The organism is Wenyingzhuangia sp. IMCC45574, assembly GCF_054182685.1.
The window spans coordinates 270200-293375 of record NZ_CM135169.1; the positions used below are offsets into that span (position 1 = coordinate 270200).

A 23176-nucleotide genomic window follows, 5' to 3' on the forward strand; every position below is an offset into this window, starting at 1 on the left:
TTAAATACTTGTGTTTACATAGGTTTGTTAGGGTGTTAAGTTCTCTATTCCGCTCGAATACCATACTAAAGTAACTTTTTATAGTAGACAAAATATGGCCATCGAGCGGAGTAGAGATATAGTTTTACCATTTTAAAGAAATGCAGTACTTGGTATAGAAAGAATATAAAAGCGAATCTGTAGACTACTTGAATCTTTTTCTTAATGATATAAGAAAAAATGCTAAGAGCATCGTGTTTATTATTGTTTCAGAAAGTTTAATCCACCAAGATAGGTATTCGATATGTTTACTTGGTTTAATGTAAGGTATAGAGGCTGCAATACTCATTTGTAGTGAGTCTGAAAGTGTGTTCCATTCAATAAAATAATATATAGCAGGGTAAAGTATTATAGACGAGAATATGAATAAGACAATTGGTGTTACAATACTTTGTGTAAAACCTGAAAACCTACCATAAATCCAATAAATAAACCATTCAATTGTATGTGAGCTAATAAAACGTTTTTTTAATAATTGTAGTAGGTGTTTTCGGTGCATTAACATTTCACCTCTATAAGCTTTGCTATATAAATCCCAGTTTTTAGAATTTTCAAAATTCTTTTTAAGTTGTCTTGAGTAGCTAGCTCTTTCTTGATAATTTTTAGAAAGTTTATCAGAGTTATTAGGAATGATCAATTTGTCATTACTCCAGTTGCATTCATTGAAATTTACATCACTAACATGTGAATCAATTAAATTAAAATTACTTAGGTTCACATTGGTGAAAGTGAAGTTTTTAGTAAGTATTTGTCTATAAATATTAATTTCTTTTAGTTCTGCAATGTTCTGCAACAAAATTTTGGAATCATCTCTTAAACTATTATTGTCAAACTCAAAAGAGTTAAAAAACACATTATCTGTTCTAAAAATAAGTTGTCCGTCAATTATACAATCATGTATAAACAAAGGTCTGTTAAAAGTACATTTATTGAATTGAGTAATACCCTTACCAAATGTTACTTCTTTAAAAAGGCAAAAAGATTTTTCCGAGTTACTTTTAACTTTCGAGAATTCTGTTTGTAAAAAATAAGTATCTCCAAGAAGCTTAGTTTTATTTAAGAATAATTCTTCAAATTGAGTCAATTCAAAGAAAACACTACTATTTTCTTTAAAGTTAGAGTTTTCAAAATATAGGTGTTCAATAAAAATACTACTCTTAAAAGATATGAAAGAACTAAATTTTGTAGATAGGAAATTGGTATTTCTATAAAAAGTACAAAAGTCTAGAAAGTTGTCGTTTTTAAAAGTTGAATCATTAAAGCAAGTTGGTTCAAAAAAAATAGAACTAGAAAAAGAAGAACCTTCTAAAAAATGGGTTTTATTAAAAATTACTTCACCTAAGAACTTACAATTATTAAAAAAAACTTTGTATTTAAATTCTTTTATACTTCCTTTTCTCCAAAAGTTTAAGTCTTCGGATAAAATATATTTATTTTCTTCGAAGATTTCTTTACTTGAACTAGATTCGAATTTAGGGAATATAAATTCATTAAAATCAAAATCGTCGTTGTCTGTTTTGTGTATCCTTATTAATTCCCAAAACTCTTTGACTTTAATATTGTAAGTCTTACTATCTTTAAACCAGTCGTCTTTATCTGATTTAAAGTAATTTTCCAATTCTAAAGCAGTCATTTTTTATTCCTTTTTAAATATAAAATTAGGAATATATTTTTTTACTACACAAAACTCAATTCAGATTTATCTACCAATGTAATACCTAACTCTTGCCAGTTCGTTTTTAACTCATCTATGTTGTTTAGTTCTCTTTTGGGTAGTACGTATGCTTGGTTTTGTGCTATTTTAATGAAGAAGTGTGTTTTTATTTCTACAATTTCTACCAGAGCACTCGTTTCAATTTTACTTTCACCATCTGCATAAATAAAGTTTAAAAAATCAGCATTAAATTGTAACTCTTCTTTGGTTCCAAAACGATTAGCACTATTTTGTCTAATGCTTTTTAGAAGTAGTTTTTTAATTCGTTTATTGTAGAATTTATCTAAATACAAAAAACATAGAGTTGCTAAAAAAATAAAGAAACCACCTAGTGTAGCATCACCACGAGAAAACGTACTAATTGCTTGTATAACAAATACAGCAGAAAGAATGTATTTCATGTATTTGTTAATTAAGTTAAATCTTTTGTTTTCAGACAAGAAAAAGAACTGGTAGCTTAAAAAGTCCTCTTCTTCAATGGTATATTTTATCGTCATGATGTTAGTCTAAAGTGTCGTATGCTATTAAGTACAAATGCTCATTTTCTTTCTTGTAGTTGTACTTTTCTCTAGCGTAGTTGTTTAAGTTTTTCTGTATAGAAAAATCTTGTAAAGTTTGTTTGTTTTTCTCAATCTCTTTTTTGTAAAATTCAATGCTCTCTTCTAGTTGTTTAATTTCTTGCTTGTATTCTCTTTGATTGATATAAGAGTTGGCATCAAAAAAGAAAGCCCAAAGCACAAAAAATGCAATGAACAAACGGCCGATGAGTTTTTTATTTTTAAAAGGATTCAGTTTCATTCTAGCACAAATATATAACTATTCGTGGCATTCAGAGGTTGAAAATTACAGATTAGAGCATTAGTTATTGACAAAAGAAATAAATTGGTTTTTCTGTGTTAGAAATCCCTTACTTTTGCATGGATTTTTAAGAGATAAATAGGTTGAGTTATATAAAATACATTTTTAAGTCTACCAATGCCCACGGTGTACATTCTCCATTTGTCTATCAGTTAATTACCCAGTGTATTTATCTTAGAAAGACAATGTTACTACCTTTAAAAACAATGTTTGTAAAGAATAAATACAAACTGTTGTTAAATAGACTGGCTGTTTATTTTAAACCTCAAATCATTTTAAATTTATCAAATAAAGAGGTGTTTAATAATATAGGAGCCAAAATAGATACTACAACCCAAGAGAATACTTACGATTTTATTTATATGGATATAGAGTGTTTACGCAAGTGTTCACCTATGCAGTACTATACTTATATGCACAATGATTCTATGTTGATTGTAGAAAAAAATAAGAGCAAAGAGAGTGTCGCGTTGTGGGAAACTATAAAAAACGATGCGCAAGTAACCGTTACTGTAGATTTATATCAAATAGGCTTGGTGTTTCTTAGGAAAGAACAAGTAAAGCAGAATTTTATAATTAGATTTTAAGAACTATAGCATAGATGAAAATATATACTAAGACAGGAGATTTTGGAAAAACGGCTTTGTTTGGAGGAAAACGAGTTTCTAAATCGAACTTAAGAATAGATGCCTACGGAACCGTAGACGAATTAAATGCATATTTAGGTTTAATTCGCGATTTGGATATAGCCCTACAATACAAAGAATTTATCATACAAATTCAGAAGAATTTATTTGTAGCCGGTGCTTATTTAGCCACTCCTGCAGAAGACAGGATAAAAAAGAACGGAGATAGCCGTTTAAAAATTGGCGAAATTAGTTCTGAAGATGTAAAAGCCTTAGAAAATGAGATTGATGCTATGGAGACTAAATTGGTACCCATGACTCATTTTGTATTGCCAGGAGGGCATGTAACGGTGTCACATTGTCATATAGCAAGGACTATTTGTAGGCGTGCAGAGCGTTTGTGTGTGGCATTGCAAGAGAATGAACCCGACAGTATAGAGGTTATGATATACTTAAACCGACTGTCTGACTACTTATTTGTGTTGGCACGAATGTTGACTAATGACTTACAGGTCGATGAAATCAAGTGGATTCCAGAGACTTAAAAATAAGTTCTTTAAAAGTAAAAAAAAACTTGACTTTTTTAATTAAAAAATTATTTTTGCAGTAATTAAAAATTTGTATAGAAATGTATTGGACTTTAGAATTAGCTAACTATTTAGCAGATGCACCTTGGCCAGCTACAAAAGACGAATTAATCGATTTTGCCATCAGAACTGGAGCTCCATTAGAAGTTGTAGAAAACTTGCAAAGTTTAGAAGATGAAGGAGAAATTTATGATGATATTGTAGAAATTTGGCCAGACTATCCTACGGAAGAAGATTATCTTTGGAATGAGGAAGAGTATTAAGGAAATTAACAGAAATTAAATAAAGAAAAAGTCTCAATGGAGGCTTTTTTTTTATTTTTGAGACATAAATAAATTGACATAATGGGGATATTAGACTCAGTAATTAAAATATTTGTTGGAGACAAACAACAAAAAGACTTAAAGTCCTTACAACCAATTGTTGCGGAAGTAAGAGCTTTTGAAGGAGCATTACAAAAATTAAGCATAGACGAACTAAGAGCAAAAACTGTTGAGTTTAAAAGTAAAATAAACGAGGCAACAAAATCTCTTGAAGATGAGATTGCTGAATTAGAGATTAAAGCAAAAGAGGCTTCTATCGATGAGAAAGAAGCTGTCTACAATCAAATAGATGCTCTAAAAGACCAAGCTTACGAAGCTTCTGAAGCAGTATTAAAAGAAATACATGCAGAAGCGTTTGCGGTAATTAAAGAAACAGCAAGGAGATTTACAGATAACGAAGAAATAGAAGTAACTGCTACTGCTTTTGATAGAGAGTTGTCTGCAAATAATGATTATGTATCGTTAAAAGGAGAAGACAAAGCAGTTTGGTTAAATTACTGGGATGCTTCGGGTACAGAAGTAACTTGGAACATGGTACATTACGATGTACAGTTAATAGGTGGTTCTGTATTACATCAAGGTAAAATTGCTGAGATGATGACAGGTGAAGGAAAAACGTTAGTAGCAACCTTACCAATTTATTTAAATGCATTAACAGGAAAAGGAGTACACGTAGTAACCGTAAACGACTACTTGGCAAAACGTGATAGTGCTTGGATGGCACCTTTGTTCCAATTTCATGGATTAACGATAGATTGTATAGACAAGCACCCATCTAACTCACCTGCTAGAAGAAAAGCATACAATGCAGATATTACGTACGGAACAAACAATGAGTTTGGTTTTGATTATTTACGTGATAATATGGCGAGCACTATGGAAGATTTGGTACAACGTAAGCCAAATTACGCCATTGTGGATGAAGTGGATTCTGTTTTAATTGATGATGCTCGTACACCATTAATTATTTCAGGTCAGGTACAAGATGGAGATAGACATGAGTTTAATGAATTAAAGCCTAAGGTGGCAGATGTCGTTAAATTACAGAGTCAAGATATGGTGAAGCTTTTAGCCAATGCCAAGAAATTAATAAAAGAGGGAGATACCAAAGAAGGAGGATTCCAATTATTAAGAGTATACAGAGGTCTGCCTAAAAACAAAGCTTTAATTAAATTCTTATCGCAAGAAGGAATAAGACAGTTACTGCAAAAGACAGAGAACTACTACATGCAGGACAATAACAAAGAAATGCCTAAAGTAGATAAGGAATTGTACTTTGTTATTGAAGAAAAAAGTAACTCTATTGAATTAACAGAAAAAGGAATTGCTGCCTTATCTGGAGAAGAAGGAGGAGATTTCTTTGTATTACCAGATATTGGAGTAAGAATTGGACAAATTGATGCTTCTAATGCTACCGATGAGGAAAAGGTAACAGAAAAAGAAGACCTATACAGAGACTTTAGTGTTAAGAGCGAAAGAATCCATACGTTAAACCAATTGTTAAAAGCATATACTTTATTCGAAAAAGATGTAGAGTATGTGGTAATGGATAACAAGGTGAAGATTGTTGATGAGCAAACAGGTCGTATTATGGACGGTCGTCGTTACTCAGACGGATTACACCAAGCTATTGAAGCAAAAGAAAATGTAAAAATTGAAGCTGCTTCGCAAACGTATGCAACAGTAACTTTACAGAATTACTTTAGAATGTATCGCAAGTTATCTGGTATGACAGGTACAGCGGTTACAGAAGCAGGAGAATTTTGGCAAATTTATGAGTTGGATGTAATTGAAATTCCAACCAATAGACCAATTGCTCGTCAGGATAAGGAAGATATGGTTTACAAAACACAGCGTGAAAAGTATAATGCTGTTATTGACGATATCGTGAAGTTAGTAGAGCAAGGAAGACCTGTATTGGTGGGTACTACTTCTGTAGAAATTTCGGAATTGTTAGATAGAATGTTAACAATTAGAAAAATAAAACACAACGTATTAAACGCAAAGTTACACCAAAAAGAAGCAGAGGTTGTTGCAGAAGCAGGTAAGGCTGGAATTGTAACAATTGCAACCAACATGGCAGGACGTGGTACAGATATTAAATTGTCTGACGAAGTAAAAGCAGCAGGAGGTTTAGCAATTATAGGTACAGAGCGTCACGATTCTCGTCGTGTAGATAGACAGTTAAGAGGTCGTGCTGGTCGTCAGGGAGATGTTGGTTCTTCTCAGTTCTATGTTTCTTTAGAAGACAACCTAATGCGTATGTTTGGTTCTGATAGAATTGCTAAGATGATGGATAGAATGGGATTAGAAGAAGGTGAAGTAATTCAGCATTCTATGATTACGAAGTCTATTGAAAGAGCACAGAAAAAAGTAGAAGAAAACAACTTTGGTATTCGTAAACGTTTATTAGAGTACGATGATATTATGAACTCTCAGCGTGAGGTAGTTTACAAGCGTAGACGTCATGCATTAGATGGAAAGCGTTTACAAGTAGACATTGCCAATATGATTTTTGATGCATGTGCTGCAATTGTAGATAATAATAAAGTAACAAACGACTTTAAAAACTTTGAGTTTGAATTGATCGTAAGTACTTCTATGAGTTCTCCATTTACAGAAGAAGAGTTTGTAAATGGTGTGCCTCAAGATTTATCAGAAAAGCTATACGGTATTGTTATGAAACATTACCAAGACAAAATGGAGCGTAGTGCTGCAACTGCTTTACCTGTTATTAAAGGGGTGTACGAAAATGAGGGAGATAAATACGAGCGTATTGTAGTTCCATTTACCGATGGAGTTAAAACGTTAAGAGTTGTTACAGATTTAAAGAAAGCATACGAGTCTGAAGGAGCTGAATTGGTGACTGATTTTGAAAAGAATATTACGTTGGCAATTATAGATGATGAGTGGAAGGATCATTTACGTAAAATGGATGATTTAAAGCAGTCTGTTCAAAATGCATCATACGAACAAAAAGATCCATTGTTAATCTACAAGTTCGAAGCGTATGAGTTGTTTAAGAAAATGTTAGAGAAAGTGAATAAGGAAGTATTGTCTTTCTTATTTAAAGGAGAGTTACCGTCTGACGAAGGAACTAACATTTCTGAAGCAAAACAACAAAAGAGAGAGAGTGTAGAGGTAAGTAAAGAAGAAGTTTTGAATACGTCTGAGGCAGCAAACAGAGCAGCTATGGAAAATTCAGGACAACAACAAGCGGTAGTTCAAGAAACAGTTGTAAGGGAGCAACCAAAAATTGGAAGAAACGACCGTGTTGTTATTCAAAACATACAAACAGGAGAACAAAAAGAAGTTAAATTTAAACAAGCAGAGCCTTTATTGGCAGCAGGGAAGTGGGTTTTAGTTAGACCGGCTTAAGAGTTTAAATAAACTATAAAAAAATAAGCGAATCATCTTTTAAAGGTGATTCGCTTATTTTTTTTAATCAACGTTACTAGTTAAATTTAAGCACTAATATGCTAAGCCTATCTAGTATAGGTTTTTTTCATCCATAGTCCATGTGCATCTTAAAGCAGGTTGAGCTTTAAGATACAGTAAACAATAAAAAACAAAAAAGCTCAACAAATACTATTGTTGAGCTTTTTTATTAAATATCGTCAAAACTAATTTCTGTGTAATCAGAAGTTTTTACTTCTTTGTCATCACCAGAACTGTTCTCTTCTCTTTTAAAATCTTTCTGATGTCTTTCGCTAATTACTTCAGCACCTTTTTCATTAATGATAAAATCAGTAGCTTCTTTCAATAACTCAGCAAATTCAGTGAAATCTTCTTTGTAAAGGTAGATCTTGTGTTTTTGATAGTGGAAAGTACCGTCGTCATGAGTAAATTTCTTACTTTCCGTAATTGTTAAGTAGTAATCTCCTGCCTTTGTACCTCTTACGTCAAAAAAATAAGTTCTTCTTCCAGCTCTTAGGATTTGAGAAAAAATTTCTTCTTGCCCTTCTCTTTCTTTCATCTTTAATTGATTGTAGTTGATGTAACCAAATATAAAAAAATATTCGATTGGGATTAATGATTATAAATCTTTTTCTTCTAATTGTTGTTGATATATTTCTTGGTAAATTCCATTTTGGTTAACTAATTCAGCATGAGTTCCTTGTTGTGCTATTTTTCCTTCATCTAAAACGATAATTTTATCGGCATGTTGGGCTGCACTTATTCTATGGCTCACAATTAGTGTAGTGTTATCAGTACTAATGGACTTTAAATTGCGTAAAATTTGTTCTTCGGTTTCTGTATCTACAGCAGATAGACAGTCGTCAAAAATGTAGATTTTAGGGTTTTTAATAATAGCTCTGGCAATAGATACACGTTGTTTCTGCCCTCCAGATAGGGTTACCCCTCGTTCTCCAAGTACTGTTCTGTATTGTTCTTTAAAGTCTATAATGTTTTGGTGTACCACTGCTTTTTTAGCAGCATTGGCAATTTCTTCTGTTGTAGCATCTTCTTTACCAAAGCGAATGTTATTCTCTATAGAGTCTGAAAATAAGAATGGATCTTGTGGAACAAAACCAATGTTGTTTCTTAGGTTGTAGACATTGTGTTGGTTTACTGCTATACCATCAATCGTTACAGTTCCTTTAGAGGCATCGTACAAGCGAGCCACTAAATTTAAGATACTAGATTTCCCAGATCCTGTTTTTCCTAAAATGGCTAACGTTTCTCCTTGTTTTACATCAAAAGAAATATCTTTTAAAGCGGTTATATTGGTGTCGTCATAAGTTAAAGACACTTTGTTAAAAGAAATGGTTCCGGTTATAGGTGTCGTTTCTTTTGTAGGGTTTTTAATTTCAGGCTCGTGTTGTAAAAACTCGTTGATTCGTTTTTGAGATGCTTCTGCTTGTTGAATAATAGAAGTTACCCAACCAACTATGGCTACAGGCCAAGTAAGCATGTTGGTATACATAAAGAATTCTGCAATTACACCTATGGTAATTTTACCGTGTATGTATTGCATACCACCAACATATAACACAATTACGTTAGAGACTCCAATTAATAAAATCATCATTGGAAAAAAGAAGGCTTGTACTTTAAACAGGTCTACATTTTTCTTTTTGTTTTCTTCTGAGTATGCTAAGAAGTCTTTTTTTGTGGTTCCTTCTATAGCATAAGACTTAATTACATTAATTCCCGAGAAAATTTCTTGAGTAAATGTGGTTAACATAGATAACTGTTCCTGAACCTTTGTACTTCTTATATTAATGTTTTTACTGAGTACAAAAATGGATATGGATAAAATTGGAAATGGAATTAATGTATACAAAGTAAGTTTTACATCAATCTCTAACATTTTATAAATGGCAACAGAAAAAAGAACCAACATGTTAATAGTGTACATAATTGCCGGACCTACATACATTCTTACTTTACCAACATCTTCACTAATTCGGTTCATTAAATCTCCTGTGCGGTTCTTTTTATAGAAGTTAAGACTTAAACGTTGGTATTGTTTGTAGATCTCGTTTTTTAGATCGAATTCTACCAGCCTAGAGGTTACAATAATAGTTTGTCTCATTAAAAAAGTAAAGAACCCAGAAAGTACTGCCAGTCCTACTATTAGTAGAATGTTGTGCAATAAATCTTCTTTAACAAAATTGTAATCTGTTATTCTTCCTTGTGCGTAGTCATTTGCTACATTTAAAGAGTTTTTAACTACCTCTGGAATTTTAGCAGCTAAGTATCTAGAGGCAACAGATATTAATATTCCTAATAAAAGTCTATAACGGTACTTAAAAAAGTACTGGTTGATATATTTAAGTTCTTTCATGAAAAAGAAGAGTCGTTGTTTGAGTTACGAAGATAGTAGAATTATCATTGAGATGAAGCTGCAAATAAGATACCATTGTGATTAAATTTAGTAGATTATTTTTTTAGATACTTTAATTAAGTAGTACCTTTGCCCACATAAAAATTTAAGTTCTTTCTAAATATGATTAACAGAAGACATATTCGTGTAAAAGTAATGCAGTCTGTTTACGCAATGACTCATGCCAAAAGTGATAACTTGGTAAAAGAGGAAAAGTTTTTAAGATCTAGTATAGATAAAATGTACGACTTGTACGTTCTTTCTTTAGATATGATTGTAAGAGTTAATCAACATGCAGAAACCATTCTGGAGGCTGCTAAAAAGAAACACTTGGCAACCAAAGAAGAACTAAATCCTAACGTTAAATTTGTAAACAATAAAGCAATAGCTATTTTAAAAGATAGTGTTTCTTTACAAGAGTATTTAGAAGATCAGAAGTTAAATAACTGGTATTTAGATAGCTCTTATGTTGCCAATGTATACAAAAAATTAATAGAGAGCGATTTGTACAAAGAATACATGGCAGAAGAGGAGCTTACTTTTAAAAAGGAGCGAAAATTTGTTGTTAAATTCTTTGAAGAGTTTATTGCACCTGACGAAAAAATAGCAGAATACTACGAGGGGGAAAACATTAGCTGGGTAGATGATATTCCGTTTATCAATACTTGGATTGTAAGAACAATTCAAGAGTTAAAAGAAAACAAACCTTTTGTAGTAGGTAAGTTGTATAAAAACTCAGACGATCAGGAGTTTGTATCTATTTTGTTTAAAAAAGTAATTTTAAACTTAGCCAAGTTAGAAGAGGAGGTAATAGACAAAACACCTAACTGGGAGTTAGACAGAATAGCGGATGTAGATTTAATTTTAATTAAAATGGCCATTTGCGAATTCTTAAATTTCCCATCTATTCCTGTAAAGGCAACTATTAACGAGTATTTAGAAATTGCCAAAGACTATTCTACAGATAAAAGTAGTGTGTTTATTAACGGTGTTTTAGACAAAACTTGGAAAGATTTTGAAAAGAACGGAAGATTAAATAAAATAGGTAGAGGAATGTTATAAATTGGGATGAACCTAATATATTTACCAAATAAAACTGAAAATAAAATAAATTAAAATGATAGTATTACAAGAAAGTCCTATGAGTCCAATGTTCTTAATCGTAATGGTGATTTTTGTGGTGTTTTTTATGATTATTCCACAAATTCGTAGGAGTAAAAACGAAAAGAAGTTTAAAGCTGCTTTAGTAAAAGGTGCTAAAGTGATAACAACTGGTGGGATTCACGGAAAATTAGTAGAAATTAACGAGGGTACAGTAATGATAGAAACCAATGCTGGAAAATTATTACTAGAAAAATCTGCGTTGAACATGGAGTTGACTCAAAAGTATAATGCTCCTGCTACTGATAAAAAAGACAAAAAATAAATTAAATTTATTTTTAAAAGCAAACCCTTGGTAATCCCAAGGGTTTTTCTGTTTATAAAGAGGATGCTTTACTAGGCATTTCTTATTTTAGCTATTATGAAATACGATAAAGAACAATTAATTACGAGCCTTAATAAAAAACGAAATGTACTTTTTTTACTTTTTGTTATGGCTACTTCTATTTTTTGGTTTCTAAATCGTTTGTCTAATGTATATACACAACAGGTATCATATAGAATAAAATATCAAAATTTACCAGATAGATTTGTTTTTCAAGACGAGCCCCAAGAGGCTATAAACGTTTCTGTAGAAGCCACTGGTTTCTATTTACTAAGTAGTTCTTTGAGACAAAAATCTCTTAAGATTTCACTAAAAAATATAAAAAGAAAAAATAAGTATCAGTACTATTTGTTAGAAGGTGAGTTAAATAGACAGGTAAAAGAAGAGTTTCATGATCGTATTAAGATTTTAGGAGTTTCTGAAGATTCATTATTTATAAATTTAGGAAAAAAGGGCTTTAAAAAAGTACCTGTAGTTCCCCATTTAGATCTTAATTTTTTTAATGGATACAAGTCGTTTGAAATGGAATTACAACCAGATAGCATTATTGTTTCTGGACCAGAAATGCAAGTAAATAAAGTAAGGCATATAGATTTAAAAGTATTACAGAAAAACGATGTAATGGAACCTATACAAGAAAAAATAGCAATTATTCCTTCTATACATCAAAAGGTAACTTATAGTCATACTCTGGTAGGAGTCTCTTTAGCCGTAGAAAAAATAACCGAAAAGAAATTAGAGATTCCTGTTAAAATATTAAATGCACCTAAAGATGAAGTTGTTATTTATCCTAAAAAAGTAAATGTAATATGTCAGGTTAAACTTTCTTTATTTCAGGAAATACAAGCTAAAGATTTTCAAGTTATCTGCGATTATAACAAAAAAGAAAGTAAGTATATAAAGGCAGAATTGGTAGTTTACCCAGAAAATGTTTCTAAAGTTAAATTGGTTCAGGATAAAGTAGAATTTTTAATTTTAAAGTAATGGTTGTTGGATTAACAGGAGGTATAGGAAGTGGAAAGAGTACTGTTGCAAGAGCATTTCAGGAATTAGGGGTTCCTTGTTATATTGCCGATCTAGAAGCAAAAAAGTTAATGGTTGAATCTAGCCAGGTAAGAGCTGCAATTATAGATTTACTAGGAAAGGAGGCTTATGAGGATAATAACCTTAATAGAGCTTATATTGCCAGTAAGGTTTTTAAAGACAAAGAATTATTGGCTCAATTAAATGCGATAGTACATCCAGCTGTGCATAAAGATTTAAAAGATTTTGTAGCCAGGCAAACTAGTTCTTATTGTTTGTATGAGAGTGCAATACTTTTTGAAAACAAGAATGAGCACCTTTGCGATAAAATTATTGTAGTTACGGCTAATTTAGAGGAGAGAATACAAAGAGTAATGAAAAGAGATGGAGTAGGGAGAGAAGCTATTTTAGAGAGAATTAACAATCAATGGAGTCAAGAAAAGAAAATTGAAAAAGCAGATTTCATCATAAAAAACAATGTAGAAGAAGAGTTAAAAGAGCAAGTCTTACAACTACACCAACAATTCTCTAATTAGTATTCTTAATTTAAGAATTAAGAATTTATATTTGTCTTACGTTTTATTAAAGTATGAAGTATAGAATAGTATTTGTTTTAACAATAATGTTTCAAAGTTTGTGTGCTCAAACAGGAGGAGAAACATTGTACCCTTTTTTAAATATTCCAACTTCACCAAAGCAGATTTCTCTTGGGGGTGTTACTTTAACGAGTAAGGATGATGTGTCTCAGTTATTATGGAATCCATCGATTGTAAATGAGGAGATAGATGGAGATGTTGCTGTAAACTTTGTAAATTATATTGCCGATATAAATGTTGGTTCTTTGGTTTATGCTAGGTCTATAAAACCTAAATATGGAATTGCTTTTTTAGGGATTCAATATTTAGATTATGGAAAATTTAACAGAACAGATGCTAGTGGACCAGATATATTAGGAACCTTTTCATCTAGAGACTTGTCTATTAATTTGGGATATGGTTATCGTTTTGATATTCTTTCTATAGGAGCTTCTGTAAAATACGTTACTTCTAAAATAGACATATATACCTCTTCTGCCTTATTGTACGATTTTGGGTTAACATTTGAAGATCCCAATTCTAGTTTTATTGTTTCTTTGGTTGTTAGAAATTCAGGAAAGCAATTAACGCAGTATATTGATAGAGAAGAATCTGTAAGGTCTAATGTTATTATAGGGTTTGAATATAGTTTAGAACATATGCCTTTACGATTTTATGGAACTTTTGATGAAATAAATAATTGGGATATAAGTGAACCAAATCCATCTCAGGAAAAAGTAGATTTATTAGGGAATGTTACTTCCGAAAAAATATCTCCATTGGAAAATGCATTTAGACATGTATCATTAGGAGCCGAATTATGGCCTGATAAAAAGTTTAGTGCAAGAATAGGTTATAATCATAGAAAAGCAAAAGAATTCCAGTTACAAGAAGTAAGAACAGGAGCTGGTTTGACTTATGGGTTTGGTATAAACCTAAAAAAAATAAAATTCGATTATTCTTTTGCAAAGTTTCAAGAAGGAGCAAAATATAGTACATTTGGATTAACATTACATCTTTAATTTATGAGTTCTAAAATAGTAATTGCCATTGATGGATTTTCATCTACAGGAAAAAGTACGGTTGCCAAACAATTGGCAAAACATTTAGGATATGTATATGTAGACACTGGAGCTATGTATAGATCCGTAGCACTTTTTGCCTTACAGAATAACTTAGCCAAAGAAGGTATTGTAAACTCTAATGCCTTGATAGATAGATTGGCTGAAGTTACTATCAGCTTTAAGTACAACTCTAATTTAGGTTTTTCTGAAGTGTATTTAAATGGAGAAAATGTAGAAAAAGAGATCCGAGGTATGGAAGTCTCTTCGTACGTAAGTAAAGTTGCAGCTATTTCTGCTGTAAGAAAGAAATTAGTAGCCTTGCAACAAGCTATGGGAGAAGAAAAGGGGATTGTAATGGATGGTAGAGATATAGGAACGGTGGTTTTTCCAGATGCCGAACTGAAATTATTTATGACAGCTTCGCCAGAAACAAGAGCGCAACGTAGATTTGATGAACTAATTGGTAAAGGAGATACTACAGTTTCTTACGATGATGTATACAAAAATGTAGTTGAAAGAGATCATATAGACACAACGCGTAAAGACTCTCCTTTAGTAATGGCTAATGATGCCGTTGAAGTAGACAATTCTAACATGACCAGAGAAGCTCAGTTTGATTTTATTCTTTCTCTGGTAAATACTAAGATTTAAGGAATATTTAAATACTTATGAGTTTGTAATGATATTTTCCATTTAGGATGTTTCATTACATAATCTACAATAATTGGAGTCATTTTTTCCTTTTTGCTCCATTCTGGTTGTAAGTACAAAGTACATGAATCCGAAACTTTAGCCGCTTGCTCTTCCGCAAAATCAAAATCACTTTTGTTGTGAATGATCATTTTTAATTCGCTAGCTTCTGGGTAAATACCTTCTAAAGGTAATTTTGTTTTTTTAGGAGATAAGCAAATCCAATCCCATTGACCGCTTAAAGGATAAGCACCAGAAGTTTCTATATGTGTTTGTAAGCCTTTGTCCTGTAAAGAACTTGTTAGGTATTGCATATCCCACATTAAAGGTTCTCCACCTGTAATAACAATGGTTTTAGCATATTTTGAAGCGTTTTCTACAATTATATCTGCATGGGTTGGCGGATGAAGGTTTGCATCCCAACTTTCTTTTACATCGCACCAATGGCAACCTACATCACAACCACCAACTCTAATAAAGTATGCTGCTGTACCCGTATGATTTCCTTCTCCTTGAATGGTATAAAATTCTTCCATTAAGGGTAACATAACTCCTTTGTTTACAAGTTCTTTCGTTGTAGCGTCCATAGGCTTTAATTTGGTGTGCAAAGATACAAGAAAATAAACAATTAAAAACGGTATAAGACTTGTAAAGGTTCTTAGAGTATTTACAAACGATTTGATTAAATTTGAGCCTAAACTATTCTGAACATGAAAAGATTTTTATTACTATTCTTATTAACTACAGTTTTATTTTCTTGTGCTACAAAAGAGGACACCACTATCGCTCTAAATAAAGTAGGTGTTTTAACAAATACAACCACCATAGATAAACTAGAACAATTATTTGTAAACGATTCTATTGTTTCTAGATTAACCGAAGGAGAATTTGGGAGTAATAGTATTTATGTACACGATGATGATACACATTTAGTATATAAAAAAGGAGGGGAGTTGTTACTTTCTATTTCACCAGTAAATCAGTTGGATTCTGTATCTAAAGTTAAAAGCATTACTGTTTTAAGTGATGTATATAAGACTGGTGCAGGAGTTGGAATATCTTCTACATTTAAGGATTTAAACATTCAGCATAATATTGAAAAATTAGAAGCTACTTTCCATTTGGTGACTGTTTTTGTAAAAGATATCAATGCTACTTTTACCATGGAAAAACAAGCGGTTGGAGTGAATGATTTTACTTTAGGAGAGATAGATAAAAGCCAAATTCCAGAAAATGCAACCTTTACTTCTATGACCATTTGGATGGAGTAGTTAAACTTAATTTTAAGTGAAAAATATATTTTATGTGGACTCATAAAATTACATATGGAGTAGGTGGGCTTGAAAATATAGGTTTTGCTCCAGAAAAGGATTTATTAATAGTCTTATCCAGTCAAGGACAGGGAGTTTTTGATTGTATTACTGGTAATAAGGTAGCAAGAGAATCTAATGGTTATGATTGGTGGAATAAATTGATGATGAGACAAACTCAATCGAAGGGTTTGATATACTAAAAGGTATTAAAATAGAAACTTTTGGGTTGAATGGTGGAGATAATCTTTCTAAAAAAACGAAAGATAGTTGGAGTTTAACAGCTACTTTACCTGAACCAGATGATAAACCATTTGAAGAGTATTTGGTGAGAAGAGTATATCTAATTTCCCCAGATAAAAAAGAAAAAATATTTGTAGGGAAAGATGCAGCTTGTGAATTACGAGCATTTGGATTTTCTTCTACAGGCAAAAGTTTTGTTATTGCTACAAGTTGTGATTTGATTATCTATAGTAGATAGAATACCATAGGATTCTTAATTTAAGTATTGTTTTAGTCGATTGTACAGTTACCGTTTTTAAGATCTATACCTCTAGGGTTATAAGCATTTCCATTTGCTTCAAACCCTAAGTCGTAAGTTCCTACGTTTAGTGTGTTAATACTACAAAAGTTTTTAAACTTCGGGTTGTTATAGAATTTTATATAATCAGCTGTCAAAATAGATTTAAAACAAGTAACTATTTCTAAATTATCATTTTCTTCAATCAGAATATTATCTGCATCAGTCAACTTGTTAAATCCTAAAATAGCCTTTAACTTTGGATTTTTTCCAAAATAGATAAAATGATTAGAGCTGGTAACGTTTTCATGACCTGAAAAAATTTCCAATAAACTGTTGTTTTCTATGTGTAGAAAACGAAATGAACTAATAGTATTGTTTAACGATATCTTTTTTAATGCACTTAGTTTTATAATTCTCAGTTCTTCTAAAGTAGAAAAATTGTTTACTTGATCAATATCAGAAAGGTTTTCGTTGTTTTTTAGTACTACAGTTTTAATCTGATCGTGTAATATTAAAGGAATCCCAGATAAGTTTTCTAAATTTTTGTTATTCTCTAGCGTAAGATTTGTAAGGTTAGTTGTGTTAGATAAAAAAGATAAATCTGAAATTATGTCATTATCTAAAATGGTCAATGTAGTAAGAGAAGGATTGTTGTTAAACAAGCCTGATGTATGAATTTCCAATGAACCAGTTAATTCTAAACTTAGAGCATCAACATTATTTAGAGCAGATAAATCAATTGCTGTTGTACTATTTCCTATAATAAGGGTACCATTAACTTTTTCTAGGTTAGAAAGTGGTTCGACATCTAAAACTAAAGGGCAGTTCTTTATAGCAAAAAGTCCATTTGTGTTTTTTAAATTCTCTAAACCTCTTAAACTTTCTAGTTTAAAATTATCGCTAATAAAAAAAGCACTTGAGTTCTCTAATGATGAAATAAAGCTTAAATCTTTAATAGCTAGGTTTGTAAAATCTAATAAACCTTCTACAGTCTTCACGTTAGATAAACCAATGATATTTGTGAGTTTTGGGTTATTGTAAATTGAAAGACCAAACTCTAAGAAGGTTCTGTTTTTAATTTTAAATGTTTCTAGTTCATTATGATTTTTGATAGTTATACCACTTCCAAAGCTATTGTGCGCAGTGTTTAGATTGCTGAAGTCTATAATTTTAACCTGATTATTGTATTGGAAAAAGATACTAGATTTTGTTTCATTTAGGTTTATAAAGGATAATTTAGTAATACTATCACAATGAGTAATAGATAGGTTCTCTAAATATGTAATTTGAGAAATACCATCAATATTTTTTAAGCGGTCACAATTTCTAATAGAAAGTGAACCGTTTATTCTTTCTATACTTTTTAGTTTAGATAAATCATGAATATCACTATCGTAATCAATGCATCCAATAAGTAAATTCTTATGTATTTCTTTCAAATTTAAGTTTCCAATAGAGTCAACCTGAGATTGTTTTTTTAAAAGAATATTTTCGTTAGGGTCTAATTTAACATTGCAAGGGTAACCAGGTAATTTAGGTTGTTCATTATTATCACCATCAGAAGTGTTTACATCTTGATTATTATTTTTAATTTCCATTCTATCCTCTTTGGAACAAGAAATAATAAATAAACAGACTGTAATCAATAAACATAACTTTTTCATAATAATTTTTTACCTAAGTTTATAACATTGTAGTAGTCCTATAATTTTCTTAATGTTTGATAATTCATAATAAATAAAATCAGTATTTTAAATGCTTCTTATTGTCTAAACCCTATTATTGATTCAACTTCGCAAAATCTTTTGCAAAATAGGTAAGTATTACATCTGCACCTGCACGTTTAATACTTAATAACATCTCGCTCATCGCTTTTTCGTAATCCAACCATCCTTTTTGTGCAGCAGCGTGTAACATAGCACATTCACCACTTACATTATAGGCCGCAACAGGTAGATTAGAATTTTCTTTTAACAAGTGGATAATATCTAGATAAGCCAATGCAGGTTTTACCATTACAAAATCGGCACCTTCGGCTTCATCTAATTCTAACTCTCTCAACGCTTCTGTTTTGTTAGCAGGATCCATTTGATAGGTCTTTTTATCTCCTGCTTTGGGAGCAGAATCTAAAGCATCTCTAAAAGGACCATAAAAAGCACTTGCGTACTTAGCAGTATAGCTCATAATTGCTACATCAGTATAACCATGGGTATCTAATTCTTCTCTTATGTATTGAACTCTACCATCCATCATATCCGAAGGCCCAATAATATCAAAACCAGCTTCTGCTTGTGCTACTGCCATTTTACCTAAAATAGGTAAGGTCTGGTCGTTTAAGATAATTCCGTCTTTTACCAATCCGTCATGCCCGTCAGAAGAGTAAGGGTCTAATGCCACATCACTCATTAAACATATTTGAGGGAATTTTTTCTTAAGTGTGGTAGCTGCTTTTAAATAAAAGTTCTCTTCGCTGTAACTATAAGTAGCAGTGCTATCTTTTAAGCTTTCATCAACAGCAGGGAATAGCACAAAGCTTTTAATTCCTAAACCAAGGCATTCTTCTATTTCTGGGATTAATAAATCTAAAGACCATCTGTAGTTTCCTGGCATAGACGATACTTCTTGTTTAATTCCAGTTCCATCCACAATAAACATTGGGTAGATAAAGTCATTAACAGTAACTTCTGTTTCTCTAACCATAGCTCTTATGGCTTCCGATCTTCTATTTCTTCTAGGTCTTTCTAACATGTATTAAACTTTTGTACAAATAAACAAAAAAATCAACTTTTTATGTAAAGCATAAAGCACAGTTTACACTAAAGTTAAGGAAAATCACCTATTTCTATTTTCTGTTAAATGGGAGTGTATTCTATTCTAGTAGTTGATTTCAGTAACCAGTTTGTTTTCCTTTTTATAAAGAGTTCTAGAATCTTTTATAAAGAGTTTCATCTGTTTTACAGCAATGCTATCCATCTCTTTAAATCCATTTTTCTCTACCGTTTTACAAGGCAAAATTTCAAATTTTGTTTTTTTATCAATAATAGGTTTGTGTACCCATGTAAGGTGGTATTTAGGATTGTTGATTTTTACTTCATCATTTGATTTTGTCAATGTAAAAGAAATCATACCTCCACCATCTTTTCTTCTAGCTCTCTGATTAGAAACAAAGTTTCCTAAGGAATAAGCGATTAATCGTTCTTTATGAATGCTGTCTTTAGGAAAGTATTCCATTTTTTGAAGTACGTGAGGATGCGCACCAATAATAATATCGACTCCTTGTTTGAATAAAAATTTAGCCGTACTAATTTGTTTTTTTGATGGATGTGATTTGTACTCAGGTCCCCAGTGTATCATTACGATTAACTTATCTAGATTTGCTTTTTTACTTTCTAGAATATCATTTTTCATAGCCAAGGTATCAATTCTGTTTACCTGTGTTGGTTTTGGAGTTGGCAGGCCATTGGTACCATAAGTATAGTTTAACAATCCTACTTTAATGTTGTTCTTGTCTAGAACTAGCAGGTTGTTTTTATTTCTGTCTTTTAAATTTTTAAAAGTTCCGGTATGTTTTAATTGCAATGCATCTAGAGTTCCAATAGTTCTTAACAAGCCTTTTTTACCTCTATCACAAGAGTGGTTATTAGAGGTAACCATTACATCTATTCCACTATTCTTACAAGCTAAAGGCAATGCATCAGGAGAAGAGAATTGCGGGTAACCTTTATACGGAGCACCTGCTAAAGTTACTTCTAGGTTCGCAATGGCGTAATCGTATTTTTCAATAATAGGTTTTACTTTGGCAAAAACACTATTGTAGTTGTAGGTTCTGGTTAAAGAATCGTAAGCAGATGCAATTTGAGGATCGTGTCCCATTACATCTCCCATAAATATAAAAGTTAAAGAATCTTTTTTTACCGTAGTTTCCTGGGAAAATAAAGACCCAGTGTATGCAAATAAAATAGCAAATAGAACTTTTTTCATTGTGAATTTATACGTTATTTGAATTCACAAAATATGAAAAAACCCTGAAACAAGTTCAGGGTTGGTATATAATAAAAATATGTTTTTTAAGCTTTTCTTTCTCCAGCTAATAAAGTATTCTTTAATAGCATGGCAATGGTCATTGGTCCAACCCCTCCAGGTACTGGAGTAATAAACTCAGCTTTTGGTGCCACAGACTCAAAGTGTACGTCTCCAGCCAAACGGAAACCACTCTTTTTAGAAGCATCGTCTATACGAGTAATTCCTACATCAATAATAGTAACACCTTCTTTTACCATGTCTCCAGTAAGGAATTCAGCAACTCCTAAAGCTACTACAACGATATCTGCTTGTAACGTTAATTCCTTTAGGTTCTTAGTTCTAGAGTGTGCAACGGTAACTGTAGCATCTCCAGCAGCTCTTTTTTGAGACATTAATATACTCATTGGTCTTCCTACAATATGAGAACGTCCAATAACTACTACATTTTTACCCGAAGTAGGAACGTTGTAACGCTCTAACAATTCCATAATTCCATATGGAGTAGCAGGTAAGAAAGTAGGCAATTCTAAGGCCATTCTTCCAACGTTTGTAGGATGAAAACCATCTACATCTTTATCAGCATCAATTGCTAATAAAACTTTGTGTTCGTCAATATGTTTAGGTAATGGTAACTGAACAATGTAACCGTCTATAGCATCATTGTTGTTTAACTCATCAATCTTAGCTAATAATTCAATCTCAGTTGTTTCTTCTGGTAATTCAACTAGTGTAGATTCAAAACCTACCAATTCACAGGCTTTTACTTTCGCTCCAACATAAGTTTTACTAGCACCATCACTACCAACAATTACAGCAGCTAAATGAGGTGTTTTTTTTCCTTGTGCTTTTAGTTCTTTTACTTTTTCTGCAATTTCAACCTTAATGTCTGCAGAAGTTTTTTTACCGTCTAATATTGTCATTTCTTTGGTTTTAGCACTAAGTACAGTGTACAAAGTAGTAAGTTTTATATTCAATGGTTATAAAAGGTACTCAGTACTAACTACTCAGTACTAACTACTATAATATTACATTCCCGGCATTCCACCTTTCATTCCCTGCATCATTTGCATCATCTTCTTAGCACCACCACCTTGCATCATTTTCATCATTTTGGCCATTTGGAAGAATTGCTTTAATAGCTGATTTACTTCTGTAATAGAAGTTCCAGATCCTTTTGCGATTCTCTTTTTACGAGAAGCATTAATTACTTTAGGTTCTGTTCTTTCTAAAGGAGTCATAGAGTTAATAATAGCTTCAATTCCTTTAAAAGCATCGTCATCAATGTCTACATCTTTTAAGGCTTTTCCAGCACCTGGTATCATACCAACCAAGTCTTTCATGTTACCCATTTTTTTGATTTGTTGAATCTGACTTAAGAAGTCATCAAAACCAAATTGGTTTTTGGCAATCTTCTTTTGTAATTTTCTAGATTCTTCAATATCAAATTGTTCCTGAGCACGTTCTACTAAGGAAACAACATCTCCCATTCCTAAGATACGGTCTGCCATACGGTCTGGATGGAAAACATCAATTGCTTCCATTTTTTCTCCAGTACCTATAAATTTAATTGGCTTGTTAACAACCGTTTTAATAGATAAAGCAGCACCACCACGAGTATCACCATCTAACTTGGTTAAAACAACTCCGTCAAAGTTTAAGAGGTCATTAAAGGCTTTTGCTGTGTTTACAGCATCTTGCCCTGTCATAGAATCTACTACAAATAAAGTTTCGTCTGGAGTAACAGCTTTGTGAATGTTAGAGATTTCATTCATCAACTCTTCATCTACAGCCAAACGACCAGCAGTATCTATAATTACTGTGTTTTTACCATTTGCTTTTGCATGTGCAATTGCGTTTTTAGCAATTTCTACAGGATTCTTATTGTCAATTTCAGCATATACTTCAACTCCAATTTGTTCTCCAACAATCTGTAACTGATTAATAGCGGCAGGACGATATACATCGGCACCTACTAAAAGTACTTGCTTTGTTTTTTTGCTTTTTAAATAGTTGGCTAGTTTTCCAGAAAAAGTAGTTTTACCAGAACCTTGTAAACCTGCCATTAAAATAACCGATGGGCTTCCATTTAAGTTTACACCAGCAGTTTCTCCCCCCATCAACTCGGTTAATTCGTCTTTAACCAACTTCACCATTAACTGACCTGGATTTAAAGTCGTTAATACGTCTTGACCAAGAGCTTTGTCTTTAACTGTTTTGGTAAATTCTTTGGCGATTTTAAAGTTAACGTCGGCATCTAGCAATGCTCTACGAACTTCTTTTAAGGTCTCTGCAACATTTACTTCCGTTATTTTTCCGTGTCCTTTTAAAAGATGTAAGGCTTTATCTAACTTATCCGATAAATTGTTAAACATAGTTTGCTGTGGTTTACTTTATTAGCATTAAGAGGTGCAAATATACAAGAATATCCTCAATTTTAAAGCGATAAAAACCAACAAAAAACCTTCTCTAAAAAGAGAAGGCAAAATTGTAAAACTAAAAACAAAT

Annotated in this window: 24 protein-coding genes; 13 read left to right on the top strand and 11 right to left on the bottom strand. The window is 31.9% G+C overall.

The window, feature by feature from the left end:
• Positions 1-184: 184 nt before the first annotated feature.
• From ACXHHC_RS01335 to ACXHHC_RS01345, 3 genes are read right to left on the bottom strand one after another with little or no spacing between them, the layout of a single operon-like run.
• Positions 185-1672: a hypothetical protein gene (locus ACXHHC_RS01335; protein WP_458227850.1), complete on the bottom strand. Its 1488-nt coding sequence runs from the start codon at positions 1670-1672 to the stop codon at positions 185-187.
• A 44-nt stretch (positions 1673-1716) separates the two neighbouring features.
• Positions 1717-2250: a YcxB family protein gene (locus ACXHHC_RS01340; protein WP_458227851.1), complete on the bottom strand. Its 534-nt coding sequence runs from the start codon at positions 2248-2250 to the stop codon at positions 1717-1719.
• Positions 2251-2254: 4 nt separating this feature from the next.
• Positions 2255-2551 carry an FtsB family cell division protein gene (locus tag ACXHHC_RS01345; RefSeq protein WP_458227852.1) on the bottom strand — a complete coding sequence of 99 codons (297 nt, stop codon included), beginning with the start codon at positions 2549-2551 and terminating at the stop codon, positions 2255-2257.
• Between the two features lie 266 nt (positions 2552-2817).
• On the opposite strand from ACXHHC_RS01345, the gene ACXHHC_RS01350 reads away from it, so the two are divergent.
• The 4 genes from ACXHHC_RS01350 (at position 2818) to secA (ending at position 7525) form a co-directional block, all read left to right on the top strand.
• Entirely contained in the window at positions 2818-3198 is a 381-nt protein-coding gene (locus tag ACXHHC_RS01350) for a hypothetical protein (protein WP_458227853.1), read from the top strand.
• 14 nt (positions 3199-3212) lie between these two features.
• Complete coding sequence (locus tag ACXHHC_RS01355) at positions 3213-3782, top strand: cob(I)yrinic acid a,c-diamide adenosyltransferase (protein WP_458227854.1); 570 nt, start codon at positions 3213-3215, stop codon at positions 3780-3782.
• Between the two features lie 83 nt (positions 3783-3865).
• Positions 3866-4087 (top strand): DUF2795 domain-containing protein, encoded by a 222-nt coding sequence (locus tag ACXHHC_RS01360; RefSeq protein WP_010136401.1) that lies wholly within the window; start codon positions 3866-3868, stop codon positions 4085-4087.
• An 81-nt stretch (positions 4088-4168) separates the two neighbouring features.
• Complete coding sequence (secA, locus tag ACXHHC_RS01365; protein WP_458227855.1) at positions 4169-7525, top strand: preprotein translocase subunit SecA; 3357 nt, start codon at positions 4169-4171, stop codon at positions 7523-7525.
• A gap of 229 nt (positions 7526-7754) precedes the next feature.
• Here the strand turns inward: secA and ACXHHC_RS01370 are convergent, their stop codons facing one another.
• Both ACXHHC_RS01370 and ACXHHC_RS01375 read right to left on the bottom strand, forming a co-directional pair.
• Positions 7755-8123, bottom strand: a complete 369-nt coding sequence (locus ACXHHC_RS01370; RefSeq protein WP_458227856.1) for a PUR family DNA/RNA-binding protein — start codon at positions 8121-8123, stop codon at positions 7755-7757.
• 60 nt (positions 8124-8183) lie between these two features.
• Positions 8184-9938: an ABC transporter ATP-binding protein gene (locus tag ACXHHC_RS01375; protein ID WP_458227857.1), complete on the bottom strand. Its 1755-nt coding sequence runs from the start codon at positions 9936-9938 to the stop codon at positions 8184-8186.
• Between the two features lie 162 nt (positions 9939-10100).
• Here ACXHHC_RS01375 and nusB point away from each other — a divergent pair, with 162 nt between their 5' ends.
• The 6 genes from nusB to cmk all read left to right on the top strand — a co-directional run bounded on the left by nusB (position 10101) and on the right by cmk (position 14776).
• Positions 10101-11039 carry a transcription antitermination factor NusB gene (gene nusB / locus ACXHHC_RS01380; RefSeq protein WP_458227858.1) on the top strand — a complete coding sequence of 313 codons (939 nt, stop codon included), beginning with the start codon at positions 10101-10103 and terminating at the stop codon, positions 11037-11039.
• A gap of 55 nt (positions 11040-11094) precedes the next feature.
• On the top strand, positions 11095-11403 hold the full coding sequence (gene yajC, locus ACXHHC_RS01385; protein WP_458227859.1) for a preprotein translocase subunit YajC: 309 nt from the start codon (positions 11095-11097) through the stop codon (positions 11401-11403).
• A 96-nt stretch (positions 11404-11499) separates the two neighbouring features.
• The gene (locus ACXHHC_RS01390; RefSeq protein WP_458227860.1) at positions 11500-12447 is read left to right on the top strand and encodes a hypothetical protein; all 948 of its coding nucleotides are present in this window, start codon (positions 11500-11502) and stop codon (positions 12445-12447) included.
• A complete protein-coding gene (coaE, locus tag ACXHHC_RS01395) occupies positions 12447-13022 on the top strand; it encodes a dephospho-CoA kinase (RefSeq protein WP_458227861.1) in 576 nt (191 codons plus the stop codon). The genes ACXHHC_RS01390 and coaE overlap by 1 nt, the downstream gene beginning before the upstream one ends.
• Positions 13023-13075: 53 nt before the next feature.
• On the top strand, positions 13076-14083 hold the full coding sequence (gene porQ, locus ACXHHC_RS01400; protein WP_458227862.1) for a type IX secretion system protein PorQ: 1008 nt from the start codon (positions 13076-13078) through the stop codon (positions 14081-14083).
• A gap of 3 nt (positions 14084-14086) precedes the next feature.
• The gene (cmk, locus tag ACXHHC_RS01405; RefSeq protein ID WP_458227863.1) at positions 14087-14776 is read left to right on the top strand and encodes a (d)CMP kinase; all 690 of its coding nucleotides are present in this window, start codon (positions 14087-14089) and stop codon (positions 14774-14776) included.
• On the opposite strand, the gene ACXHHC_RS01410 is transcribed toward cmk, so the two are convergent.
• A complete protein-coding gene (locus ACXHHC_RS01410) occupies positions 14773-15402 on the bottom strand; it encodes a 7-carboxy-7-deazaguanine synthase QueE (protein WP_458227864.1) in 630 nt (209 codons plus the stop codon). The genes cmk and ACXHHC_RS01410 overlap by 4 nt on opposite strands.
• Before the next feature lie 123 nt (positions 15403-15525).
• On the opposite strand from ACXHHC_RS01410, the gene ACXHHC_RS01415 reads away from it, so the two are divergent.
• Genes ACXHHC_RS01415 through ACXHHC_RS01425 form a run of 3 tightly spaced genes read left to right on the top strand, consistent with a single transcriptional unit; the run spans position 15526 to position 16606 of the window.
• Positions 15526-16086: a hypothetical protein gene (locus ACXHHC_RS01415; protein ID WP_458227865.1), complete on the top strand. Its 561-nt coding sequence runs from the start codon at positions 15526-15528 to the stop codon at positions 16084-16086.
• Between the two features lie 32 nt (positions 16087-16118).
• Entirely contained in the window at positions 16119-16328 is a 210-nt protein-coding gene (locus ACXHHC_RS01420; protein ID WP_458227866.1) for a hypothetical protein, read from the top strand.
• Positions 16329-16354: 26 nt separating this feature from the next.
• A complete protein-coding gene (locus ACXHHC_RS01425; protein ID WP_458227867.1) occupies positions 16355-16606 on the top strand; it encodes a hypothetical protein in 252 nt (83 codons plus the stop codon).
• Positions 16607-16638: 32 nt separating this feature from the next.
• On the opposite strand, the gene ACXHHC_RS01430 is transcribed toward ACXHHC_RS01425, so the two are convergent.
• The 5 genes from ACXHHC_RS01430 to ffh form a co-directional block, all read right to left on the bottom strand.
• Positions 16639-18312 (bottom strand): hypothetical protein, encoded by a 1674-nt coding sequence (locus tag ACXHHC_RS01430; protein WP_458227868.1) that lies wholly within the window; start codon positions 18310-18312, stop codon positions 16639-16641.
• Positions 18313-18427: 115 nt separating this feature from the next.
• Positions 18428-19396, bottom strand: a complete 969-nt coding sequence (hemB, locus tag ACXHHC_RS01435; protein ID WP_458227869.1) for a porphobilinogen synthase — start codon at positions 19394-19396, stop codon at positions 18428-18430.
• A 126-nt stretch (positions 19397-19522) separates the two neighbouring features.
• Entirely contained in the window at positions 19523-20629 is a 1107-nt protein-coding gene (locus ACXHHC_RS01440; protein ID WP_458227870.1) for a CapA family protein, read from the bottom strand.
• 86 nt (positions 20630-20715) lie between these two features.
• Positions 20716-21591, bottom strand: a complete 876-nt coding sequence (locus tag ACXHHC_RS01445; protein WP_458227871.1) for a bifunctional 5,10-methylenetetrahydrofolate dehydrogenase/5,10-methenyltetrahydrofolate cyclohydrolase — start codon at positions 21589-21591, stop codon at positions 20716-20718.
• A 105-nt stretch (positions 21592-21696) separates the two neighbouring features.
• On the bottom strand, positions 21697-23043 hold the full coding sequence (gene ffh, locus ACXHHC_RS01450) for a signal recognition particle protein (RefSeq protein ID WP_458227872.1): 1347 nt from the start codon (positions 23041-23043) through the stop codon (positions 21697-21699).
• Between the last annotated feature and the right edge of the window lie 133 nt (positions 23044-23176).

Coding starts and splice junctions, on each gene's coding strand:
- ACXHHC_RS01355 (WP_458227854.1), top strand. CDS start 3,213: ATGAAAATATATACTAAGACAGGAGATTTTGGAAAAACGGCTTTGTTT.
- ACXHHC_RS01335 (WP_458227850.1), bottom strand. CDS start 1,672: ATGACTGCTTTAGAATTGGAAAATTACTTTAAATCAGATAAAGACGAC.
- hemB (WP_458227869.1), bottom strand. CDS start 19,396: ATGTTAGAAAGACCTAGAAGAAATAGAAGATCGGAAGCCATAAGAGCT.
- secA (WP_458227855.1), top strand. CDS start 4,169: ATGGGGATATTAGACTCAGTAATTAAAATATTTGTTGGAGACAAACAA.
- ACXHHC_RS01370 (WP_458227856.1), bottom strand. CDS start 8,123: ATGAAAGAAAGAGAAGGGCAAGAAGAAATTTTTTCTCAAATCCTAAGA.
- cmk (WP_458227863.1), top strand. CDS start 14,087: ATGAGTTCTAAAATAGTAATTGCCATTGATGGATTTTCATCTACAGGA.
- ACXHHC_RS01375 (WP_458227857.1), bottom strand. CDS start 9,938: ATGAAAGAACTTAAATATATCAACCAGTACTTTTTTAAGTACCGTTAT.
- ACXHHC_RS01410 (WP_458227864.1), bottom strand. CDS start 15,402: ATGGACGCTACAACGAAAGAACTTGTAAACAAAGGAGTTATGTTACCC.
- yajC (WP_458227859.1), top strand. CDS start 11,095: ATGATAGTATTACAAGAAAGTCCTATGAGTCCAATGTTCTTAATCGTA.
- ffh (WP_458227872.1), bottom strand. CDS start 23,043: ATGTTTAACAATTTATCGGATAAGTTAGATAAAGCCTTACATCTTTTA.
- ACXHHC_RS01390 (WP_458227860.1), top strand. CDS start 11,500: ATGAAATACGATAAAGAACAATTAATTACGAGCCTTAATAAAAAACGA.
- coaE (WP_458227861.1), top strand. CDS start 12,447: ATGGTTGTTGGATTAACAGGAGGTATAGGAAGTGGAAAGAGTACTGTT.
- porQ (WP_458227862.1), top strand. CDS start 13,076: ATGAAGTATAGAATAGTATTTGTTTTAACAATAATGTTTCAAAGTTTG.
- ACXHHC_RS01440 (WP_458227870.1), bottom strand. CDS start 20,629: ATGAAAAAAGTTCTATTTGCTATTTTATTTGCATACACTGGGTCTTTA.
- nusB (WP_458227858.1), top strand. CDS start 10,101: ATGATTAACAGAAGACATATTCGTGTAAAAGTAATGCAGTCTGTTTAC.
- ACXHHC_RS01340 (WP_458227851.1), bottom strand. CDS start 2,250: ATGACGATAAAATATACCATTGAAGAAGAGGACTTTTTAAGCTACCAG.
- ACXHHC_RS01415 (WP_458227865.1), top strand. CDS start 15,526: ATGAAAAGATTTTTATTACTATTCTTATTAACTACAGTTTTATTTTCT.
- ACXHHC_RS01445 (WP_458227871.1), bottom strand. CDS start 21,591: ATGACAATATTAGACGGTAAAAAAACTTCTGCAGACATTAAGGTTGAA.
- ACXHHC_RS01360 (WP_010136401.1), top strand. CDS start 3,866: ATGTATTGGACTTTAGAATTAGCTAACTATTTAGCAGATGCACCTTGG.
- ACXHHC_RS01345 (WP_458227852.1), bottom strand. CDS start 2,551: ATGAAACTGAATCCTTTTAAAAATAAAAAACTCATCGGCCGTTTGTTC.
- ACXHHC_RS01430 (WP_458227868.1), bottom strand. CDS start 18,312: ATGAAAAAGTTATGTTTATTGATTACAGTCTGTTTATTTATTATTTCT.
- ACXHHC_RS01420 (WP_458227866.1), top strand. CDS start 16,119: ATGTGGACTCATAAAATTACATATGGAGTAGGTGGGCTTGAAAATATA.
- ACXHHC_RS01350 (WP_458227853.1), top strand. CDS start 2,818: ATGTTTGTAAAGAATAAATACAAACTGTTGTTAAATAGACTGGCTGTT.